Annotated in this window: 20 protein-coding genes; 3 read left to right on the top strand and 17 right to left on the bottom strand. The window is 46.5% G+C overall.

Translation table 11 applies throughout. The features are described 5' to 3' along the window. Window positions 1–315 precede the first annotated feature (315 nt). From GC093_RS03205 to thiM, 13 genes are all read right to left on the bottom strand, one after another. Window positions 316–1245 (bottom strand): DUF6973 domain-containing protein, encoded by a 930-nt coding sequence (locus GC093_RS03205; RefSeq protein ID WP_171650413.1) that lies wholly within the window; start codon window positions 1243–1245, stop codon window positions 316–318. Between the two features lie 119 nt (window positions 1246–1364). Continuing rightward, on the bottom strand, window positions 1365–2399 hold the full coding sequence (locus tag GC093_RS03200) for a zinc-dependent alcohol dehydrogenase (protein WP_171650412.1): 1035 nt from the start codon (window positions 2397–2399) through the stop codon (window positions 1365–1367). A gap of 61 nt (window positions 2400–2460) precedes the next feature. After that, entirely contained in the window at window positions 2461–3909 is a 1449-nt protein-coding gene (locus GC093_RS03195) for a CoA-acylating methylmalonate-semialdehyde dehydrogenase (protein WP_171650411.1), read from the bottom strand. Further along, complete coding sequence (locus GC093_RS03190; RefSeq protein ID WP_171650410.1) at window positions 3906–4751, bottom strand: class II fructose-bisphosphate aldolase; 846 nt, start codon at window positions 4749–4751, stop codon at window positions 3906–3908. The genes GC093_RS03195 and GC093_RS03190 overlap by 4 nt, the downstream gene beginning before the upstream one ends. Before the next feature lie 50 nt (window positions 4752–4801). After that, window positions 4802–5797, bottom strand: a complete 996-nt coding sequence (iolC, locus tag GC093_RS03185; protein ID WP_171650409.1) for a 5-dehydro-2-deoxygluconokinase — start codon at window positions 5795–5797, stop codon at window positions 4802–4804. A gap of 71 nt (window positions 5798–5868) precedes the next feature. Then, a complete protein-coding gene (iolB, locus tag GC093_RS03180; RefSeq protein WP_171650408.1) occupies window positions 5869–6693 on the bottom strand; it encodes a 5-deoxy-glucuronate isomerase in 825 nt (274 codons plus the stop codon). Between the two features lie 25 nt (window positions 6694–6718). Continuing rightward, a complete protein-coding gene (gene iolG, locus GC093_RS03175) occupies window positions 6719–7729 on the bottom strand; it encodes an inositol 2-dehydrogenase (protein WP_171650407.1) in 1011 nt (336 codons plus the stop codon). Between the two features lie 78 nt (window positions 7730–7807). Then, the gene (gene iolE / locus GC093_RS03170) at window positions 7808–8689 is read right to left on the bottom strand and encodes a myo-inosose-2 dehydratase (RefSeq protein WP_171650406.1); all 882 of its coding nucleotides are present in this window, start codon (window positions 8687–8689) and stop codon (window positions 7808–7810) included. 33 nt (window positions 8690–8722) lie between these two features. Next, window positions 8723–10585 (bottom strand): 3D-(3,5/4)-trihydroxycyclohexane-1,2-dione acylhydrolase (decyclizing), encoded by a 1863-nt coding sequence (iolD, locus tag GC093_RS03165; protein ID WP_171650405.1) that lies wholly within the window; start codon window positions 10583–10585, stop codon window positions 8723–8725. A 191-nt stretch (window positions 10586–10776) separates the two neighbouring features. Beyond that, a complete protein-coding gene (locus GC093_RS03160) occupies window positions 10777–11784 on the bottom strand; it encodes a LacI family DNA-binding transcriptional regulator (protein WP_171650404.1) in 1008 nt (335 codons plus the stop codon). 35 nt (window positions 11785–11819) lie between these two features. Next, complete coding sequence (locus GC093_RS03155) at window positions 11820–12503, bottom strand: MgtC/SapB family protein (protein ID WP_171650646.1); 684 nt, start codon at window positions 12501–12503, stop codon at window positions 11820–11822. A gap of 364 nt (window positions 12504–12867) precedes the next feature. Then, window positions 12868–13851 (bottom strand): aldo/keto reductase, encoded by a 984-nt coding sequence (locus GC093_RS03150; RefSeq protein WP_171650403.1) that lies wholly within the window; start codon window positions 13849–13851, stop codon window positions 12868–12870. Between the two features lie 128 nt (window positions 13852–13979). After that, on the bottom strand, window positions 13980–14789 hold the full coding sequence (thiM, locus tag GC093_RS03145) for a hydroxyethylthiazole kinase (RefSeq protein WP_312886452.1): 810 nt from the start codon (window positions 14787–14789) through the stop codon (window positions 13980–13982). 312 nt (window positions 14790–15101) lie between these two features. Between thiM and GC093_RS03140 the strand changes: the two genes are divergently transcribed. The 3 genes from GC093_RS03140 to GC093_RS03130 all read left to right on the top strand — a co-directional run bounded on the left by GC093_RS03140 (window position 15102) and on the right by GC093_RS03130 (window position 18534). After that, entirely contained in the window at window positions 15102–16463 is a 1362-nt protein-coding gene (locus GC093_RS03140; RefSeq protein WP_171650401.1) for an LLM class flavin-dependent oxidoreductase, read from the top strand. A 54-nt stretch (window positions 16464–16517) separates the two neighbouring features. Continuing rightward, window positions 16518–17564, top strand: coding sequence for an aliphatic sulfonate ABC transporter substrate-binding protein (locus GC093_RS03135; RefSeq protein WP_171650400.1), 1047 nt, complete (start codon window positions 16518–16520; stop codon window positions 17562–17564). A gap of 154 nt (window positions 17565–17718) precedes the next feature. Continuing rightward, window positions 17719–18534, top strand: a complete 816-nt coding sequence (locus GC093_RS03130) for a DUF2935 domain-containing protein (RefSeq protein ID WP_171650399.1) — start codon at window positions 17719–17721, stop codon at window positions 18532–18534. A gap of 2 nt (window positions 18535–18536) precedes the next feature. Here GC093_RS03130 and GC093_RS03125 read toward each other — a convergent pair whose 3' ends face one another. The 4 genes from GC093_RS03125 to GC093_RS03110 all read right to left on the bottom strand — a co-directional run bounded on the left by GC093_RS03125 (window position 18537) and on the right by GC093_RS03110 (window position 22149). Continuing rightward, window positions 18537–18887 carry a YmaF family protein gene (locus GC093_RS03125; protein WP_216624474.1) on the bottom strand — a complete coding sequence of 117 codons (351 nt, stop codon included), beginning with the start codon at window positions 18885–18887 and terminating at the stop codon, window positions 18537–18539. Window positions 18888–19185: 298 nt separating this feature from the next. Beyond that, window positions 19186–19314: a hypothetical protein gene (locus tag GC093_RS36270; RefSeq protein ID WP_281365135.1), complete on the bottom strand. Its 129-nt coding sequence runs from the start codon at window positions 19312–19314 to the stop codon at window positions 19186–19188. Window positions 19315–19321: 7 nt separating this feature from the next. Further along, window positions 19322–20917, bottom strand: coding sequence for a gamma-glutamyltransferase (ggt, locus tag GC093_RS03115; protein ID WP_171650398.1), 1596 nt, complete (start codon window positions 20915–20917; stop codon window positions 19322–19324). Further along, window positions 20914–22149: a (S)-ureidoglycine--glyoxylate transaminase gene (locus tag GC093_RS03110; protein ID WP_171650397.1), complete on the bottom strand. Its 1236-nt coding sequence runs from the start codon at window positions 22147–22149 to the stop codon at window positions 20914–20916. The genes ggt and GC093_RS03110 overlap by 4 nt, the downstream gene beginning before the upstream one ends. Window positions 22150–22169 lie beyond the last annotated feature (20 nt).

Here is a 22169-nt window from a genome sequence, read left to right as displayed (position 1 = left end):
ATATGTTTATATTTGATCCATTTTACCCTATCCATCTGTAAATACCATGTATTATTTACACTTATACTTGCATAAAAGTAAGATATTTAAGATATCCGAGCAACTAACATGAAATGAAGACTGCAAGAATACAAAAAAGCCTCCTCCTAAGCTGGGCAACTACAGGTCAAAGCCCTGAATAACCCTTCGAGGAGGAAGCATTACTATGAAATACACTATCTTATCGACTTAATCTGTGAACACGTGCATGCTGTAACCTAATAGGAATACTGTTGGAACTGTAGTATTTCAACGGATATGCATCCCTATATGCCGCTATTCTGCCTGACTTGCGTTCACTTTCGTATAGTCAGCATTCCTGCCAGTAAACTTTTCTGCATAACCGCTTTTCTCGGAAAGCTTCATCAAATCCCCGCTGTTGTAAATTCTGTGAAGGAGAATCTTGATTTCCCCTGGGGTATTGTTACTAGTTATATCATTATTGGATGCAGCTAATCTTCCTACCAATGCATTATTAGAGTCCATTGCCTTCTCCTGTTCATTTTGCAGCAAGGATTTATTATCATCCGATTGCTGCGTTGCATCCCAAGATCGTACCCATGCATAGTCATTGGTATAGTACAAAGTATATACACTAGAAGCCATTTTGCGAAAAGCATCCGTGCGGTCATTATCGCTATTTTGCTTAAATAATTGATCAGCAAATTTGATAGCTTCTTCACGTGCTAATAGCGCCTTAAAGCCTTTGACCGGATTGCTATTATAAAGATTCGTAAGGTATGGATCCAGCTTGACTTTCCCAGCCTCTAATGGATAGAACAGCTCAGTCGGGATCGGCTCAGGAGTAGCAGACGGCGCCTTTAGGTGAGCATAGTTATACCAATCGCACAATTCCACAAAAAATTCATTCGCATCGTTCGGATGGGCATTCGGATGCTCTTCCTCGTATTGAAGGAGCTTCTTGTAAATATCGGCTCTAAAATCGTAATTCAGCAAGCTGATAGCATTCTTTTCCTGAATCCCTGCCAACGATTTATTGCGCCACTCGTCCCTAACACTTTCGTCGGCATACATATCCGGACTCTTCAGAAACTTTTCGTATTTTTTTACATGTATATCTTCCATATTCATAATTTGCATTTCCGTCATTTCTATCAAGGACTGAGCTGCTACAGCAAGCTGTGGAACCAGACTAATACTAATGAGCCCAGACAATAGTACGGAGTATACTTTCTTCTTGATCATTGTAAATCTCCTTATCCACCAAAAAAAATATGATACCCTCTTAAGGTATCATATTTTGGAAAAATCATCCACTTCTACCTAATTTATTGAAGAAGCCCTCAATTAGGATAAGATAACTCTTATTCATCATAAGTCAGCAGAACCTTCAAGCCCCGCTTCATTTCACAAATATCGAAGCCATCTCTCCACTGACTTAACGGAATCGTATGCGTGACCGTTTGCAGCAGAGGCAGCCTGCGCTGCCGCAGCAGCTGCAGCGTTCGGCTCCAGGTTTGCATCGAGTGAGCCAATGAGCCAACCACTTGCAGCTGTTTATACAGAATGGTATCAAAGGCCAAACGAATCTCCTTGCCCAAAATACCGACCTGGACGTATCGTCCGCGCCGCTTCACTGCCTGGAGGCAGGCCGCTACGGAAGCTTCGACTCCTGCGCATTCCATGGCAACATCGACTCCGCGACCATCCGTCTCGCGCTGAATGACCTCCTGCAGGTTCTCCTGCAGCACGTCAACAGTCAGCGCCGCCCCCAGTTGCATCGCCATATCCAGACGCAGACGATCCTGCGTCGTTCCGGCGACGATCACTTTGCAGCCTTTGGCAACGAGCAGCAGCAGGCAAAGCGTGCCTATGGGACCCGGCCCGGAGAGCAGGACCGTATCGCCAAGATGGATATCCGTCAGCTCCTCCACGGCCTGTACAGCGCAGGCAAGGGGTTCGGCTAACGCAGCTTCTTCCAGAGAAACGTCATCAGGCAGCTTATACACCTGATCATCCCGTACTACCGCATACTTCGTAAAGGCTCCGTTCACACCATGTCCCATGCCGCGACGGATCGAGCAAAACATATAATACCCCTGCCTGCAGTAGTCACACTTACCGCAGGTAACTGCTGTAGAAGGATTAACGGCTACACGGTCTCCTACACTTACATCCCTTACACCTGCACCTGTTTCGGCAATTACACCCGAAAATTCATGGCCGAGAATAACGGGGGGATAGTTCTTGAATGTATCATGCAGAACATGCAGATCTGTGCCGCATATACCTGTAAACTTAACCTCGATCTTGACGTCACGGTCACCGCAGCTCGGCTCAAGCACATCGATTAACTCGACGTGACCTGGGCCTTGCGCTGTTTTGACAAGAGCTTTCATCCGTTCTTTCTCCTCTCAGGAAGCCTGAATTCATGGAAGTATGGAAGTGCGGAAATGATGACTAATAGCGGGCAACGACCATTTTCTTGCGTGTATAAAATTCTACGCCGTCTTTGCCGTTTGCATGCAGATCGCCGTAGAAAGACTTTTTATAGCCGGAGAAAGGGAAGAACGCCATCGGTGCGGGAACCCCTACGTTTATGCCAAGCATTCCTGCATCGATATTATCGCGATAATATCGAATCGCTTTGGCGCTGTCCGTATATAAGCAGCCTCCGTTAGCAAATTCAGAACGGTTGGCAATGGCAATAGCCTCTTCCAGACTATCTGCACGCACTACTGCTAGGACGGGAGCAAAAATTTCGTCACTCCAAATTTTCATGCCATCATTTACTTGATCAAATACAGTCGGGCCTACAAAATAACCAGCACCTTCTGTTGCCGCCACCTTACGTCCGTCTAATGCAAGCTTGGCGCCTTCTTGCTCACCCGTTTCGATATAACCGAGAGTACGTGCTTTGTGAGTATCACGGATAACTGGACCGAGGAACACGCCTTCGTCCATTCCATTACCGATGGAAATTGCTTTTGCCGCTTCCACCAGCCTGTCGACCAGCTCGTCTCCAACAGAACCGACAGCTACCACAACGGAGGTTGCCATGCAGCGCTCACCAGCAGATCCGAAAGCTGCATTAACGATCTCTTTAACCGCAAGATCTAGATTAGCATCCGGAAGGACGATCGAATGGTTTTTGGCTCCAGCTAGAGCTTGCACTCTTTTACTGTTGGCAGCCGCGGTTTTGTACACATATTCGGCTACCGGCTGCGAACCAACGAAAGAAATTGCACTGACATCACGATGCTCCAATAGGCCGTTAACCACATCATGAGCTCCATGTACGATGTTTAATACGCCAGCAGGCAATCCGGCTTCTGCGAACAGCTCTGCCAAACGGTTGGCAAGCATGGGTGTGCGCTCCGAAGGCTTCAGCACGAACGTATTACCGCAAGCAATAGCAAGCGGGAACATCCAGCATGGCACCATCATGGGGAAGTTAAACGGCGTAATTCCGCCCACTACCCCGATTGGATAACGATGGAAGTTAGATTCGATACCTGTAGCGATATCCGGCAGCGTGCTGCCCATCATGAGAGTCGGTGCTCCAGCAGCGAACTCAACACATTCAATGCCGCGTAACACTTCGCCTTGCGCCTCGGATAAGGCCTTGCCGTTTTCACGAGTTACGAGCTCAGCCAGCTCCTGCCAATGATCCACCAGCAGCTGCTGGTATTTGAATAAAATTCTGGCACGGCGCGGCACTGGTACTAGCTTCCACTCCTGAAAAGCGGCTTTGGCTGCAACAACAGCACGGTCCACATCTTCCTTAGAAGAGTGCGGCACCCTAGCAATCGTCTCGCCTGTAGCTGGATTCGGTACTTCGTCTGTATGTGCGGAAGCGGCCTCAACCCATTCGCCGCCGATAAAATTTCTCAATGTTGGTATTGTCATTGTGCTCTCCCCCTGCATCCCATAATAATCAATTTCTGTTTGGCTATTGCTTCCACAGCCGCCATTGGCTCTTGGAATAAGCTGACCCGATCAAATGCCTTTGGATTTTGTTCCATTTCTCCCCGCATCGTATATCCAAAAGCCATACGCAGAGCGGTTCCAATGTTAATTTTGCCAACTCTTGTCTTAACAAGCTTCTCCAGATCGTGATCAGGTACTCCGCTTGATCCGTGAATTACGAGCGGAATGGTAACGCGGTCTTGAATCCGCTGCAGCAGTTCAAAATCGATGCTGGCTCCCTGGGTTTCCATCCGGTGCACAGTTCCAACCGACACGGCAACAGCGTCAATTCCCGTTTCTCGTACGAATATCTCAACTTCCTCCGGATTAGAGAGGATGTGCTTCATTGCAATAGAAGGGTCCGTGTAGCCAACAGATCCGATCTCCGCTTCTACGGATACACCGTGAGCATGCGCATAATCCGCGATCTCCTTCGTTGTGCGGATATTATCCTCAAGCGACAGCTGCGAGCCGTCATACATGACGGAGCTGAACCCATGCTTGATCGCATCGATGCAGGATTGCAAATCCTTGCCGTGATCAAGATGAACACATACAGGCACGGATGAGCTGCGTGCGGCAGTCAGCATCTGCGGGGCCAAAAAAGCCAAAGGCATGTGCTTCAATGCGGGCAGGTTAGCAGCGATGATAACAGGTGCTCCAACCTCCTCGGCTGCCCGGATCACCGGTATTATATCCTCATATCCGTAAACATTGAATCCGGGTATAGCGTAATCGCTGTCCGCAGCACGGTCTACAATCTCTTTTAACGTAATTAGCATGATGGTACTCTCCCTTTCCCTTCATTCAACGCCTGCTTGCAGCCGAACTTTTATTTTGCTGGATTAGCGTCAATAATAGCTTGAATTTGCTCAACAGTTGGCATGGCATCCGAGCAGCTGTGGCTTGACACGACGATCGAAGCAGACGCGCTTCCGAACTCTTGACTGCGGTCGACTTCCCATCCATGCATAATGCCATAAATAAATGCCCCTGCGAACGAATCGCCTGCTCCAAAGGTTTTGACGACATTGGCTGGGAATGTTCTTCCCGTAAGCACCCTGCCATCCTTCGTAAACGCTACTGAGCCGTCTCCCCCGTGTTTCACCAGTACAATTTTGGCATGATGATCGAACCATTTCTGCGCGGTTGCTTGATCGTTATGCTGTAGCGGCCCATGGACGGCTTCCATCAAGTCAAACTCTTCTCTGCCTCCTAAGATGACATCGCTCTTTTCAGCAACAAGTCCGCAGTAAACGCCCGCTTCCTCACGCGATACCCAGCTATAAGGACGATAATCAATATCAAAAAACACTACAACATTATGCTTTCTTGCTAGCTCAATAGCTTTAAATGCAGCTTCTCTAGACGGACTTTTGGCAAGAGCGGTACCGGAAATTAAAATGGATTTGGCACTTTTAATATATTCCTCAGACACATCGCCTGTCTCCAGCTTGAAATCCGCTACATTATCGCGATACATCAGAATGCTGCACTCTGTCGGTGATAAGATCTCGGTAAAAGCCAGCCCTGTTACACTGCCTGAACGATCCGTAATTACACTGGAGGTATCGATGCCTTCTTTCTCTAAATACCCAGTAATAAAACGACCATGCTGATCATCGGAGACACGGCCAATAAAGCCCGTCTTCATGCCCAAACGGGCCATTGCGATAGTAATATTAGCCGGAGAGCCTCCGACATACTTGGTAAAAGTGCGGGTTTCTTCCATTGGGCGATGAATTTCATTAGCGTTTAGATCGATACATAAGCGGCCTAAACCGATGAAATCGACTGCGCGATTTTGTTCGAATGATAACAGGCTCATAAGAGATACGAGTCCCCTTCCATGAAATGATTATGATGATGATGATAGCTGCTCTAAATGTTACGAAAGTCTTACTTCTTCCACTGCTTCATTATCCACTCATGATCCGGATCGTTATGAAACTTCCAAGTACGGATCGGTCCGGCCATAACATTTAAGTAATAGACGTCATATCCCGGAGGAGCGGAAACTGGGTGGTATCCCTTCGGAACGAGCACCGTATCACCGCTTTTCAAAATCAACGTTTCATCCAAGGAACGATCATCCGTATAAACACGTTGGATCGCAAAACCATGCTCAGGCTGTATTTTATGATAATACGTTTCTTCCAAATAGGATTCCTCAGGCAAATTATTCTGATCATGCTTATGCGGAGGATAGCTGGACCAATGGCCGTTTGGTGTAAACACCTCAACTACGAGCAAGCTCTCTGCCGGTTTATTTTCAGGTAAAATTTGATGAATTCTACGCTCTGTATTGCCTTGCCCACGGATTTCAACCTCTATATCTTCAGGTGCAATTAACCGGGGCTCCAGCTCGCCCTTGGCCGGTGCGCTGCATATTGCAAGCTCCACATCCGTCAATGCTTCAAGCCCAAGCTCAAGACCTGCGGGGACATAGACGCAGTAGGGCTGCTTTTGCTCAAACACGCTCATCCGGTCACCGATTTCTCCCCATTGTTTTCTACCTGCCGATGCATTTGCTTTTCCGCTCAACAGCACCGCACAAAGCTCTGATGAATCATCAGCTTGCCTTTTAAATGATTGACCAGGAGCTAGCTTGAATACTTCAAAACCAACATAGGTCCATCCAGCCGAAGCAGGAGTTACAGTTACGATATTACCGTTAGCATCCGGCTCCGGCATGCTTGATACGATCAGTTCGGATTTGGCCATGATTGACTATTCCTCCTTATACTCCCTAGATTTCTTCCAGTTTAACTGGTCTGCCTTCCAGCAATGAACGCTTCGCCGCAGCGGCTATACGCTCAGCTTGAAACGCATCATTACCGTCAACCGGCACCTTAGTACCATTAACTATGGCGTGAAGAAAGGCCAAAGTTTCCTCTGCATATGCCTGCTCATACCGTTCCAGAAAAAAGTATTTGGGATTATCGCGGTATACGGCATCCTTCGTGCTGATCTCTGCTGTATTGGGATGGTCATTAGCTATTTGAATGCAGCCCTTCGAACCAAATACCTCTACTCGCTGATCATAGCCGTACACAGCCTGACGGCTGTTATCGATGACGCCCAACGCTCCATTAGCAAACTTTAGCGTCGTTATAGCCGTATCGATATCACCGAGCTCTCCGATCACTGGATCGACCAAAACCGCTCCTTGCGCGTATACTTCTACAACCTCGCTGTTGGCTACAAAACGTGCCATATCAAAGTCATGGATCGCCATATCCATAAACAATCCGCCGGATACCTTGATGTATTCTGCCGGTGGTGGAGCCGGATCACGGGATGTAATTTTGATGAGATGAGGATCTCCGATTTTGCCTTCCAGAACGCAATCACGTACACGCTTAAAGTTATGGTCGAAACGTCTGTTAAAGCCGGTTTGCAGTAAAACGCCATATTCTTTGACCGTTTCCAATGCTTGCTGAGTTTGTAAATAATCCATGCTGATCGGTTTTTCGCAGAAGATGTGCTTGCCTGCCTTTGCTGCTTCTTCTATTAAAGGGACATGTGTATGAGTGGAGGAGCAGATATAAACAGCCTGCACTTCCGGATCCTGTAGTACATCACGATAATCCGCAGAAACATGGGGGATTCCTAGCTCCGCCGCCCACTCCTTAAGGGAGTCCGAAATCATTACATCGGAAACAATGTGCAGCTCCGCTTGCGGATGTCGAGCGATATGCCCTGCATGCAGTTTGCCGATTCGACCAACACCGATAATACCAATTTTTATTTTTGTCATAAGTGCTGAACCTCTTTCAAAATAAAGATGTATATTCCTTAAAATACGAGTTCAAAAGGGGGCTTTTTGAACAACCTCTTACGCAGGAGTAATTTCTGCAATATATTGCTTGGCTTTACGCGCGTACTCTACGGGCTCTGCAATAGCTGGATCCTGCTCGGCCTCGATCGTAACCCAGCCTTCATAGCTGCGATTAGCTAATTCCTCATAGATCGGAGCGAAATCGATAACTCCATCACCCGGTACGGTAAATATTCCTTTGCGTACCGCTTCGCGGAAGCGAATACCATTAGCTTGTTTCCATTCCAATACATCCTTACGGACATCTTTTAAATGAATGTAAGGAATGCGGTCGTAATAGGTCTGTAAAATCTCCAACGGATCGCTTCCTCCGAAATAGGCATGCCCCGTATCGTACAGCATATGAACCAGATCAGGATCCGTGGAATCCATCAAACGTTTGATTTCTTCCCCGCTCTCTACAACGGTTTCTCCATGGTAATGGTAGACCAGCTTCATCCCTAGCTGCTTGCAGTAGCGGCCCGCCTCGTTAAGACCTTCCACCATGCTGCTCCATTGCTCATCAGTCAACGGTTCGATATGAACGCTATTCGTGTTCAAATCTTCAAATGCATTTCCGGTTTCACAAGTAACGACATGCTTGCAGCCCATCTCATGCAGAAAGTCGGCATGCTCACGGAACGCCTGTAATTCTTCAGAATGCCGGGATTTATCGCTAAAATGCACCGACTTCCACTGTGAGGTAAGCACCATTCCATAGCTGTCCAGCAGCTTTTTCAGTGCTTCGGTATCACGCGGAAACTTGCGGCAAAACTCCGTTCCAACAAAGCCTAGCTCGGACATTTGAGACAATACCTGTTCTGCCGTGTAATGATCTCCAAGAGCCATAATATCTTCATTCACCCAATTGATAGCAGATATGCCGTACTTGATTTTCATTGATAGGCCTCCTATTATCCATTCGTCATTTTTTTACCAGACCTTGGCTGTTTCCTTCTTCCGCTTCATATTCTCGTACGCAGCCTGAACACTTTCTGATTCTGAAACCTCGGCCACTCCTACATGCCACCATGATTCGTATCCATCGGTATTAGTTCCAGGCAACACTTTGATGTCTATTAATGTAGTTCCTGTCTCCGCTTTTGCGTTCGCGAGCGCTTCGCGCAGTTCCTCTACGTTACGTACAGAGTAGGAGGCGGCCCCTAAGCTGCGGGCATGAGCGGCAAAATCAATCTTTAAATAATCACCGTTCAATTGCGATGACTCTGAACTGCGGCCACGGAATTCATTACCGAAGCTTCCTCCGCCTTGTCCTCTTTGCAGGTTATGAATACACTGGAAGCCATGGTTGTCAAAGAGCAGGATAGTAATTTTGCGGCCTTCCTGCACACTCGTAACAAGCTCGGAATGCAGCATGAGGTAACTTCCATCGCCAACCATTGCATATACTTCGCCGTCGGGTTCAGCCAGCTTCACGCCAAATGCGCCAGCAACCTCATACCCCATGCAGGAAAAGCCATATTCCATATGGTAAGTCTTCGGTTGCGTCGTTCTCCATACACGGTGAAGATCCCCCGGTAAGCTGCCTGCCGCACATACAATTACATCCTTGGGACCAACAAATCCATTAATCTCACCCAATACACGAGTTTGTGAAAGTCCTTGCTCCATGTCGATATTGTACAAACGATCTACTTCAGCATCCCATTGTGATTTCAACGCTGATAGCATTTCCGCTTCATAGGAAGCATGATAGTCTCGTTGTGCCAGCTCTTGCGATAACGCTTGCAATCCAGCCTGAGCATCCGCAACAATAGCTGCACCCTCCAGCTTGAAAGCATCCATCGGGCTCACGTTGATATGTACTACCGTTGCCTCTGGATGAAAGGCCGATTTGGAAGCAGTTGAGAAATCCGCGAGCCGTGTACCCACGCACAGCAGCAAGTCTGCTTCTGCCGCCAGTCGGTTCGCTCCTAACGTTCCTGTTACTCCAACACCGCCAAAGGCCAAGGGATGCTCCCAGGAAATCGCGCTTTTGCCAGCTTGCGTCTCGACTACAGGAATACCGAACTGCTCAGCGAAACGCACAACCTCTTCGGTTGCCAGAGAGTAATGTACGCCTCCGCCGCATAGCAGCACCGGACGCTTTTTAGTGGAGATAATAGCTGCCGCTCTTTCAATAGAAGCTGGCGAAGCCGGCTTGCGGTCAATACGATGTACGCGCTTACTAAAGAAGTCGACCGGGTAATCGTAAGCCTCGCACTGCACATCCTGCGGAAGAGATAAGGTTACTGCGCCTGTATCAGCAGGATCAGTCAATACGCGCATAGCCTGCATCACAGATGACATAAGCTGCTCCGGTCTTACTATCCGGTCCCAAAACTTACTTACCGGCTTGAAAGCATCATTAGCCGTCACTGTGTAATCCAGAGGATATTCGATCTGTTGAAGCACTGGATCCGGCTGGCGGCTGGCGAACGTATCACCCGGCAGTAATAGCAATGGAATCCGGTTTACCGTAGCCGTACCCGCTGCCGTTACCATATTCAATGCGCCAGGTCCTATGGATGAGGTGCATGCGAACATTTCGAGCCTGTTTTTTTGCTTAGCAAAAGCCATAGCTGCATTTGCCATACCTTGTTCATTTTTCCCTTGAATAAATAATATTTCATTCTTATATTGCTCCAGTGCTTGACCTAAGCCCGTCACATTACCGTGACCGAAAATACCCATTACGCCCTTAAAGCACTTGTATTCCTGTCCGTCAAATTCAACATATTGATTATTCAAAAACTTTAATAGTGCCTGTGCCATCGTTAAGCGGATTGTTGTCATTCTTTCACTCCTGTCATAATTTGATTAATAATTATATGGGTACAATAAGTGATAAATAACGTCCAAGGAAAGAAACTGGTTAAGCGCTTTCCCTTATGAGGATTATAGCATAAGCAGTAGTACGCGTGTCAATCACCTTTTTAAATAAAAAAAGCTCCTTGACCGATGTTACCCGGTACAAGAAGCGTTTGCTAAGCTTTGATAACAGCCGTAGACTGTCGTATTATCAGCTCGGGCAGCAGCACAGCTCTCTGTTTGATTGATTTCTCGTTGCGTATTTCTTGAATAAGCAGATCGACGGCTTGTCTTCCGATCTCCTGTATCGGTTGAGCAACTGTTGTCAGGGGTGGATCAATCATAGTAGCTAATATAGTGTTGTCAAAACCTACCACCGACAATTGATCAGGCACCTTCAGCCCCTGCTCCCGCGCAGCTTGAATGCTTGCAATAGCCAATAAATCATTGCAGGCAAATAATGCCGTTGGCGGTTCAGAGCCGTTCAACAAGGCTGTAGCGGCTGCTCTCCCGCTGTCCAGGGTAAAGCCTCCAACCTGAATCAGGTTATCATTAATGGCCGCCCCCTCATCTCGCATCGCCTGGACACAGCCCCGGATGCGCTCCTGATTACTGATATGATTCAAATCTTCAGCCAATATGGCAATACGCCGATGACCTAAATCCACCAGATGCGATCCTGCCTGATAGCCTCCAAGATAATCGTCCACCATCACTGTATCTAAGGCAAGCGCTGGCATCTCACCAGCTATTAAAACGATCGGTACCTTCTTCTGAACGAGCTGTTTCAAGAAAAGCTCTTTGGAGGTGCGAGTCGCTACGATAATGCCGTCCACTCTTTTTTGAGTCAGTAAAGAAAAATACCTGTCTTCCTTCTCCGGATCATTATCCGTGCTGCAAATAAACAAATTAAATCCATGCTCATGGCCGCGGTCTTCAACCGCCCGAGCAATTTCCGCAAAGTACGGATTGGCCAGATCAGGAATGGTAAGTCCAATTGTATAAGTGCTTTTCCCTGTTAAGGCAGAAGCAACCATACTGGGTTTATACTGAAGCCGATCCATAACGGCAACAACATGCTTACGAGTTTTATCACTGATACGTCCAGTTCCGTTAATTACTTTAGATACGGTCGCAATCGAGACCCCTGCTGCATCCGCTATATCATATATGGTGCGTTTCATATCAAGCTTGGAGCTCCTTTCTGCTGTCTGATTACTTAAGCACTAATATTTTCTACCTCAACGGTTAACACATGCTTCAGTTGTCTTATTTTATGATAAATCTCCGTGATTGGAATTTTACTTGATGCTGAGATAACCAACTGAATTTGTTGATGATCATCAGCCACATCTTTAACCTTACTATGCTTCACTCGCATAGAGTCACTTTGAAGCTGTTCAATTACTGCTGTCATCCCATCGATATGCTCCACTACAACATTTAAAGAAAGGTCGCGCTCATTCAATTTATTCGGCCCAAAAAGCTTAATAAACATAGGAAATAAATTGACGGCTATAATAATCAGAATCACTGCAATTGAAGCTTCAAAATAAAATCCTGCACCAGATGCAATACCAAGTGCTGAAGCAGCCCAAACCATAGCAGCCGTTGTCAATCCTGAGATTACATCATTCTGTCTTCTTAATATAACACCCGCGCCGATAAAACCGACTCCACTTACGATTTGTGCAGCAAGCCGCAGCGGGTCCATCACATTCTGCCCGGGAATCGCGAATTTGTGTGCAGCTTCTATGGATACTATAGTAATCAAACAGCTCGCTACAGAAATAACCATGCTGGTTTTCATTCCTAACGGCTTATGCTTCAGCTGACGGTCTATGCCGATCAAAAATCCCAAAAACAGCGACATACACAGTTTAAAAACAATATCAAACATTATTTGCGTCTGCACCTGTCTACACCTCTTCTCTCTCTCTCAGTTGCTGTAAGTTAAGCGCTTAATCCTAAGTTCTTTTTTTTGCTTAGTATAGTGGATAGCACACCACTTAGCAATCCCTTTATGCGACAATGTTAGATTTGTTAACCTTCATATGAAAAAGGCCTTCTGGCGCCCTTGGTGTACGATCTACGTTTGTCTGTTTTGGAGAGGAGTGTTGAAAATACAAGCAAACAAGCTTCCATCCCCACTTTGTCAGCGGTTTTGGAAGCTTGTTTGTTTGAATGTCGGACTGGCTCATTCCGTACTACTCTATTGGGATAGCCTCTTACTCACGATTACTTTAATTGCCGGCCAACCAAGCCAATTAGTAAGCGCCACGGATATGCGCGTGCACTTCTTGTTCATAGAATGCGCGCAGCTTCTCATGTTCTGTAGAGCTAAAGGATGCTGCGTCCAGCACTCCCAGGTTATCCTCAACCTGAGCAACATTCTTAAACCCAGGAATAACGCATGTAATATTCGGATTATCCAATATCCAACGCAAGGCAGCTCGTGTCATATTGCCTTTGCCCTCTGCAATCCAGGAAAGCTCGCGGCTCAAGGCAACACCCTTCTTGAATGGAAGCCCTGCAAAGGTCTCACCAACATTAAAGCTGTCCCCATTCTGGTTATAATTACGATGATCCCCTTCTTCAAACACCGCGTCTTCCTTGAACTTTCCGGTCAACAAGCCGCTGGCTAAAGGCAAGCGAACCAATATTCCAACGCCCTTCTCTTCAGCTTTCGGGAATAGCTCCTCCTGCGGCTTTTGCCTAAAAATGTTATAGATCACCTGCAGCGCCTTCACATTAGGAGACTCCAGACAAACTAAGCCTTCCTCCACAGTTTCCACGCTAACGCCGTAATGCCTGATTTTACCTTCCTCACGCAGCTTATCCAGCACACTAAACACGGATCCATCGCGTAAAATTTCAATAGGAGGACAATGAATTTGGTAGAGATCAATACGCTCGCGCTGCAGCCGCTTTAAGCTTTGCTCACAGTAAGCTCTTACTGATTCTTCCGTATACAGAGCAGGATCATGAATGTCACCCGCACGGCAAAATTTCGTTGCTATATGGATGCTGTCTTCTTTGCCTTTAGTTGCCTTCGCCAGCAGCTCTTCGCTATGACCATTTCCATATACATCCGCCGTATCAAAAAAGTTGACTCCCGCCTCCATCGCACGTTCCAAAGCACGAAGCGACTCCTTATCATCAACCTTACCCCATGAGCCGCCGATTGCCCATGTGCCGAAGCTCACTTCACTAACGGATAACTCTGTCGATCCTAATTGTCTATATTGCAATTATAGACCCTCCTCATATTCAAGTCATAGCTTATACTGCCTACTTTGATCATTATACAGGGTAGATAAAGAAGTCAAAATAACGCAATAATAGTTGACTTACTTACATTAGAGTAAGTGACCCTCCATTAATCAGCTTTACTTACAGAAGCAAGGCGCAATAAATCATCGCTGCTCACTTTGGATAACTGATTAATAAATTCGATTTGGAAGCTTCCCGGCCCTTCATGACCTTTCTTATCAGCAGCCACTTGGGCTGAGACACCGTAGTAAACAAGCGCAGCCGTTGCTGCTTGAAGCTTGTCCTGCTCGACAGCGACAAACGCACCGATTACAGAAGTAAGAAGACATCCTGTCCCCGTCACTCTAGTGAGCAGCGCATCTCCATTGTCTACCAAATAGGTAGTGGTACCATCTGTAATGACATCGGTTTTGCCTGTGACAACAGCTATGCAGCTCAACTGCTGCGCAGCCTTTTGCGCCAGCTCAACAACATTTCCAGTGCCCTCTCCTGCATCTACCCCTTTGATTTCCCAGTGTTCCCCAACCACATTAGCTATTTCGGCAGCATTTCCGCGTAAAACTGATACTTTCACTTCATTCAAAATTTTTCTTGCAGTATCCGTTCGGTAACGAGTTGCTCCCGCTCCTACAGGGTCTAAAATAACGGAAACACCATGCTCATTGGCTGATTTGCCTGCTATGATCATCGCTTCTACTTCCGTTTCATTTAACGTTCCAATATTTAATACAAGTGCACCTGCAATTGCGGCCATGTCCGCAACCTCTTCCTTGGCATAAGCCATTACAGGTGAAGCCCCGAGTGCAAGTAGTCCATTAGCGGTAAAGTTCGTTACGACCACATTCGTTATATTATGAACAAGGGGACTAACGCTCCTAACCCGATTTAAGCAGTCAATAATTTGGTTGATTTCCACGAATATACTCTCCTTTATGATTCTGTACTCTCTAACGCTAAGACACGAATGTATCTTCATCGATTGGGCTTCGAATAGAAGCTTTTCTTATATCTAAAAAGTGTACCACATTATGAGGCATCTTGATAAATACGAATAATTATAAATGTTTTTTAACCAAGATTACCTACTTGAATTATCGGAATTGATATGTTACCATTTCACTATCCATTACATATTAAAGCCAATTGGACCGCCAAAGGCTCCCCAGCTGTCAGATTTATTCTGATGATGCTTTCGGGGGCCTATTTTAATTCAGGGGTGAGATCGAACATGAGTAAATCTGACCGCAAACTTCATCTTAACCTATTCATGAACAGCATGGGGCATCACGAAGCGGCATGGCGCCATCCACAATCGGATGTAAACCTGGCTGCTGATTTCGGACATTTTCAAAGACTGGCGCAAAAAGCCGAACAAGCAAAGCTGGACTCACTCTTTTTTGCCGATAGACTGGCGACAACTCTAACCGCAGCCAAATATGGAGCAGCAGGCGGTCTCGAGCCTCTAACGCTTCTAGCTGCTTTGACCGTGGTAACCAAGCGAATCGGTCTGATCGCTACGGTCTCTACCAGCTTTAACGAACCCTTCAACATCGCACGCCGTTTCGCATCCCTCGATCATCTCAGCGGAGGCAGAGCAGGATGGAATATTATCACCTCCGGTACGGATGGCGAAGCCCGTAATTTCAATTACGAGCATATCCCTGAGCATGGCAACCGTTACGAGAGAGCCAATGAATTCGTTGATGTCGCTATCAAGCTGTGGGACAGCTGGGAAGAAGATGCCCTCATCCGAGATAAGCAGACTGGCATTTATGCGGATAACAGCAAGGTGCATGAACTGAACCATAAAGGAACCTTCTTCTCTGTCAAAGGGCCGCTGAATGTTACCCGCTCCCCTCAAGGACGACCGATTCTAGTGCAAGCAGGTTCCTCCGAGAATGGAAAAGAGTTCGCCGCACAATATGCGGAAGCCATATTTACCGCGCAGCAAACCTTTGAAGATGCCCGTACCTTCTATGCCGATCTTAAATCGAAGCTTATCCGGTACGGAAGGTCTCCCGAGCATGTGAAAATCCTGCCGGGCATCTGCCCCATAATCGGGCAAACCGAAGCGGAGGCGAAGGATAAGGAAGCCGAGCTCAACGAGCTGACAAATCCTGAATACAGCCTGCTGCAGCTTTCCAATCGGATAGGCTATGACCTATCCTCCTATCCACTGGATGGACCGCTGCCTGAACTGCCCGATGTAGAGCAAATCAACGGCCATCAAAGCCGGACTCAATTGATCAGGGATCTAGCCCAGCGGGAACAGCTGACGATCCGCCAGCTGCTGCTTCGTCTTGCCGGGGGCCGCGGTCACTACACGATTGCGGGCACGCCTATGCAAATCGCCGATCAACTGGAAGAATGGTTTGTTGGAGGAGCTGCTGACGGATTTAACATCATGCCTCAGTTAATGAACGGCGGATTAGATGATTTTCTGGACTATGTAGTCCCTGAGCTGCAGCGGAGAGGCTTATTCCGGACCGAATACAACGGACGGACATTACGTGATCACTACGGCCTTCCTTATCCCTTAAACTCTTTTAGGCAAGAAAGCAAGCAGCACGAAGTGAACCGTATAGTTTGAGTTGGCAAGAAATTAGCTAGGAAAATGACTATTTAGAAAAGGGGATTCCAACCTATGAAGAAGAAAAGATGGACTATTTCATCACTTGCACTTATTACTGCATTATCATTTATCGCCCTTACCGCTTGCGGTAAAACGGAAGCAACAGGAGCAGGGGCAAAAAGCCAAGCAGCTGGAAGCGAAAAACCCAAGGAAAAAATTGTTGTAAACATTGGGGTTCAAGGTAAAACAGGTATTTTCCCATACGCTCGTGAAAAAGGATATTTCGAGAAAGCTTTTGCCAAAATTGGTGCCGAGGTCAAGTGGAGCGAGTTCGCCAGCGGTCCTCCCCATTTTGAAGCTTTAACTGCAGGCAGACTGGATTTTGGAGCGGTAGGTGGAACGCCAGTTGTTTCGGGACAAACAGGGGACGTTGATTTTAAGGCGATTGCCGTGACAGCAGATGGTAAGAAAGGCAACTTTATTGTCGTACCGAAGAACAGTCCAATCAAGGATCTCAAGGATTTAAAGGGTAAAAAGGTAGGTGTGGCTAAAGGCAGCAGCGCCTATAACTTTCTCTACATGGCCATTGATAAAGGCGGGCTGAAAGGCGATGATATTAAAGCCATTCAGCTTCAACCTGATGAGGCAAGACCGGCATTAGACAGCGGTGCCCTAGATGCTTGGTCGATTTGGGAGCCCTATGCGGCAACCGCTGTTTTCCAGACAGGAGCTAAAATATTGGTGAGCGGACAAGACTTGAATATTAATGCACCCAGCTTTATCGTAGCTAGAACGAAATTTACGCAGGAGCATCCCGATCTAACTGTGGCATTTCTGAAAGCCTACGAGGAAGCGCGTATTTATTACGTTGGACATTTGGATGAAGTGACCGATGACTTGGTCAAGTCGCAAAAACTGGACAAAGAAATTATTAGCACTGTTTTGAAAAATTCCGAGCCTATCCTTTCACCAATAACCCCCGAATTTGCCAAAGCACATCAAGAACAGGCTGACTTCCTTTTCTCAGCTGGAGCCATTAACAAAAAGCTGGATACCTCCAAAGTGATGGAAAGCAAGTTCGTTGAGCAAGCTCTAAAAGAAATAAAAGAGAAGAAGTAACTAGAGAAAAACAATTAGTGAATAACTGATAGAGGAATATGACTTGAGGAGAAATATGCAAGACGAGGGAATGGCTCCCTCGTCTTTTAGTACGTATAACCGACATAATGCTCGCATACGGTATTAAAAACATAACCAATGGGAGGTTATACGTATGCCGGATGCATTTGTAATACGTTCAATTGATGAAATACGTTTTTGGTCCCGCATTATGAAAGAGCATTCGCTCTTTCTAAGGTTAGGTTTTCGCTGTGAAGATACACAACTCATTAATGAAGCCAATTATTTTTATAAATTATTTGAAGGGATTGAACAGCGTTCTCACGCCTTTGGTGTAAATACAGATCCTACAACGATTCAAAAATTCAACATCGAGGTTCATACTGCCGCCTCTCATATTTGGGCTTTCAAAAGAAAAATATTAGGACTTATACTAACCTGTCAGCTTCCCGGACAAAATAACTTCCCATTATTAGTGGATCACACAAGCCGGGAAGCGAATTATTTCAGAAATCGATTGGAAGAGCTGAACCAGGGGAAATTGGAACCCTTACAGGATGCAATCATTGATGAAAATGTGTTTTTCTTGAAAATAATGGCTGATCACGCCAAATTCATTGGGCATCTTCTAGATCCTTCAGAGCGTAAGCTTGTTGATCAAGCTCGTGAGTTCAGCCATGATTTTGATCAATTGCTATTCCAGGCACAGGATTTAGATTCCATGCGACCACAATCCCAAACTCAACCGCTTTTAAATCAATTTTTAGACCAAAACAAAGTTTCAGTGAAATCCTTACGAGATTTCAAGGAAACGGCAAGAGATTTAATTAATCAATGTAAAATTAAAAGCATCATCCATCCATTATTGGCGGATCATGTTTTCCGGGAAGCAGAGAGATTTTTAGAAATTATCGATATGTTCGAAGCTGCTCTAACTGGCGTAGGCAAACGAGCCAACTTGACTCATTAAACTTATACAAGAGGTTGTTGAATTAATGTAGCGAAATTGAACTGATGCACATGCCCATCATTTAGTGTAGTCATTCCTTTTACGAAGTGTACATGTTTGCCATTGCCTACAGGTATCGCAAGTCCGGTCCTTATTTTTTTAAGATTATGAAAATGATTTAGAAAATCAGTATGCGTAAGATCTATTTCATGAACATGACTGTTACCTACTCGAATCACTTGACCGGTAACACCTGCAAAACGATGATTATGTCTATCCGCACCTTGCTCTGCTAATTTAGTACTGCCTTCAAATTCATGCACATGTGTCTGTTTTCTTGTTGCATTAATTTTTTTTGCCATTGGTTTTCTCATCAGAATATCCCTCCCCAAGATAGTAAATCCATGTATACTATTAAAATCTGTAAAGGAATGTGTAGTCATATATCTAACCATATCAATTATTCGTACAAAAAAGCCAACCCCTTATGGGTTGACTTTTTTTGTGCTGCATGGATACCAATACTTGACAAACTAATCAGCTTCTAAGAAAAAACGCTCCAATTACCAGCGACATAAGAATACCCCACACCGCGTTAAGCTGTAAATATTGGACCATAATGAAGAAGATCGCAGCAATCGAAAATAACCGGTTGGATCCCGCGAATCATCCCTAACCATGCCGGTTCACAACCTGATCCTGATAGATGGGTATAATGGAAGGGACTCCACCATAACCCAGCATAGTCGCCGTTCCAAATGATAAAAATAAAGCCCATAGCTTCGAGAATAATACTGTCATTATTCCATCACCATCCAATTGCCAATCCGTCTCCCCTAGGATCAGCTGCTCCGCTCAACTGACCGTCAGGATGAATCATGATACCTTGCGCTTGACCTACTGCCGGGTCCCACGTCTCTAATGTTTCTACAGGATGCCCCCATGCGCGAAGTAGATTTATTGTGGAATCAAGCTTTCGATTTTCCATCTTGAGAGTATCGCTGTCCACCCCCCAGGTCCGCCCGTATACCCATCTGGGCAATGCAATCGCTTCTTGAATCGAGCAATTATAATCCAGCACACCGGTTATTAACGATAGTTGAGTCTGCGGCTGCCCTTCACCGCCCTGTGTACCCATAAGCAGGAAGGGTTTACCTTCACGCAGAATCATACCTGGCATCAGAGTATGGAAGGTTCGTTTACCTGGAGCCAGCGCATTCACCTCACCCGAGTCCAATGAGAAAAAAGAACCGCGGTTTTGCATAATAACTCCGGTTTCACCTGCTGTATATGCGCTGCCGAAGTCATAATACAAGCTTTGGATAAAGGACACAGCATTGCCTTCGTCATCAACTACTGCCGCATAAGCCGTATCTTGGCCCATGGCCTTGGATAAGAACGATTCTCCCTCAGGAGGGGAGAGCTGAATTTTTCGGTACAGCTTTCTTGCATACTCTTTGGACAATAACCGATCCAATGGAACTTCGCTAAATTCTGGGTCCGTCAAATACGCATCACGGTCACTGAACGCTTTCTTGACCACTTCCGTTATTAAATGATAGAACTCCGCTGAATGCCGGGGAATTTCGGATAGCTCCGTTTGCTCCAGCATATTCAGCATCATAAGCGCCGAGAATCCTTGTGAATTAGGAGGCATCTGTACAACCGTGCTGCCACGATATGTACTTGAGATCGGCTTGACCCATTGGCCGCGATGGGAACGGAAGTCATCCTCGATCAGAATTCCTCCATCCTTGCTCATGGCACCGACTATGTGCTGCATAAGCTTGCCTTGGTAAAAAACATCTCTGCCCCCATCACTAATCATTTTTAGTGTTTCAGCAAGCTCAGGCTGCAGAAGCTTCTCGCCTATTTGAAGCGGTTCGCCATTAGGCATGAACGTTCGCCGCATCGTTTCCTGTACCATAAGAAATTCCTTATCTTTAACAATCCAACGGTGCAAATCCCGGGAAACCGGTACACCTTTCTCCGCGTATGCAATAGCTGGCTCCAACAGCTTTTCCCAAGCGAGCTTTCCATACGAAGACCACACCTCCCACCAAGCATCAACCATACCAGGAACGGTAATGGCACTCAGCACCCCACGCTGCGGAATAGCATTCAACCCTCTGTCCAAATAAAACTCCGGTGATATTTGACTACCCGAGCGGCCGCTTCCGTTAAATCCTTTGACCTCACCGCTTTTTGCATCATAGATGAGAAAGAAGGCGTCCCCACCAAGTCCCGTCATGTGGGGATATACGACTGCTAATGTCGCGCTGACAGCAACTGAGGCATCGAATGCATTGCCTCCCTGCTGTAGAATCGAACAGCCGACTACGCTGGCTAAATGCTGCGGCGAAGCAACCATACCTCGATAAGCAACAGGCATGATATTATTCATCGAACATCCCTCCCATACATATCAAGAGCAGCTTGAACCGCTTTGCCTGCATTGACTTGAAAGCTATGACGAATTAACACAGCTTCGAGTGCCCCAAGAGTGAGCAGAACATTTTTCTTATTGCAGCTGAAGCCCATAGTTCCGACTCTCCATATTTTCCCCTTCAAAGGACCGAACGAGCTGGCAATTTCAATTCCGAATTCCTGAAGAAGCATGCCCCTGACAGATTCGCCATCCACTCCATCTGGAATAAGAATGCAAGTAACCACTGGAAGCTTACAGGATGCTTCTCCGAAGAGCCTAAGTCCCATTGCTTCGATACCGGCCACAAGCGCTTGCTCATGATACAGGTGGCGGTCAAAACGTTCCGTCAAACCTTCCTCCAGCACAAGTCTTAATCCCTCGCGCAGTGCATACAGCATAGAGGTGGCTTCCGTATGGTGATTCAGCCTTGCCGAACTCCAGTAATCCTGAAGCTGGCTCAAGTCAAAATAATTGCTGCGAATTGCAGCTACTTCCGCAGTACCAGCTGCTGCGGGATCCCGGAGTCCGCGCTCAATCCTTTTGCGCTTAAGCACCTTAGCCTCTGCTCTCTCATTGTAAGTAATCGGGGCCATGCCAGCTGGAACAGACAAGCACTTCTGAGTTCCGCCTATAACAGCATCAAGCATCCACTCATCTGTCCTTACCTCTGTTCCGCCAATTGTAGCTACTGCATCAACCACTAATAACGCATCAAGCTCTCGGCAAGCTTTTCCAATTCCAGCAAGTGGTTGTATGCGGCCCGTAGATGTTTCCCCATGTACAATCGCTACAAGATTAGGTTGTGTTTCCCTTATGCGCTCAACGATAGCTTCGGGCTCAAATACAGTTCCCCACTCCTGCTCCATCGTTATAACTTCCGCTCCGCACCGTTCTGAAATTTCTACCAACAGATGGCCAAAACGTCCGAAGATCGGTACCAGCACTCGGTCCCCCGGTTCAATCAAGCTGGTAAGTACCGCTTCTATACCTGAACGCGACGTCCCATCTATCGGGAAAGCCCAACGATTATTCGTTTGAAACAGTTCCTTCAGCATATCCATAGTTTCATTCATAATATCTGTAAATTCAGGATCAAACTGTCCCAAAATAGGGAACGACATGGCTCGCAAAACACGAGGATCAACCTCAACAGGCCCTGGGGTCATGATTGTTCGTAAGGATGGGGCTAGATCTCTGTATCTTTTCATATGGTCTTCCCCCTACACAT

Source organism: Paenibacillus foliorum, assembly GCF_013141765.1.
Taxonomy (GTDB): Bacteria; Bacillota; Bacilli; order Paenibacillales; family NBRC-103111; genus Paenibacillus_S; species Paenibacillus_S foliorum.
Note: the sequence above shows the minus strand (reverse complement) of the source record. Positions and strands in the feature narration are given on the sequence as shown.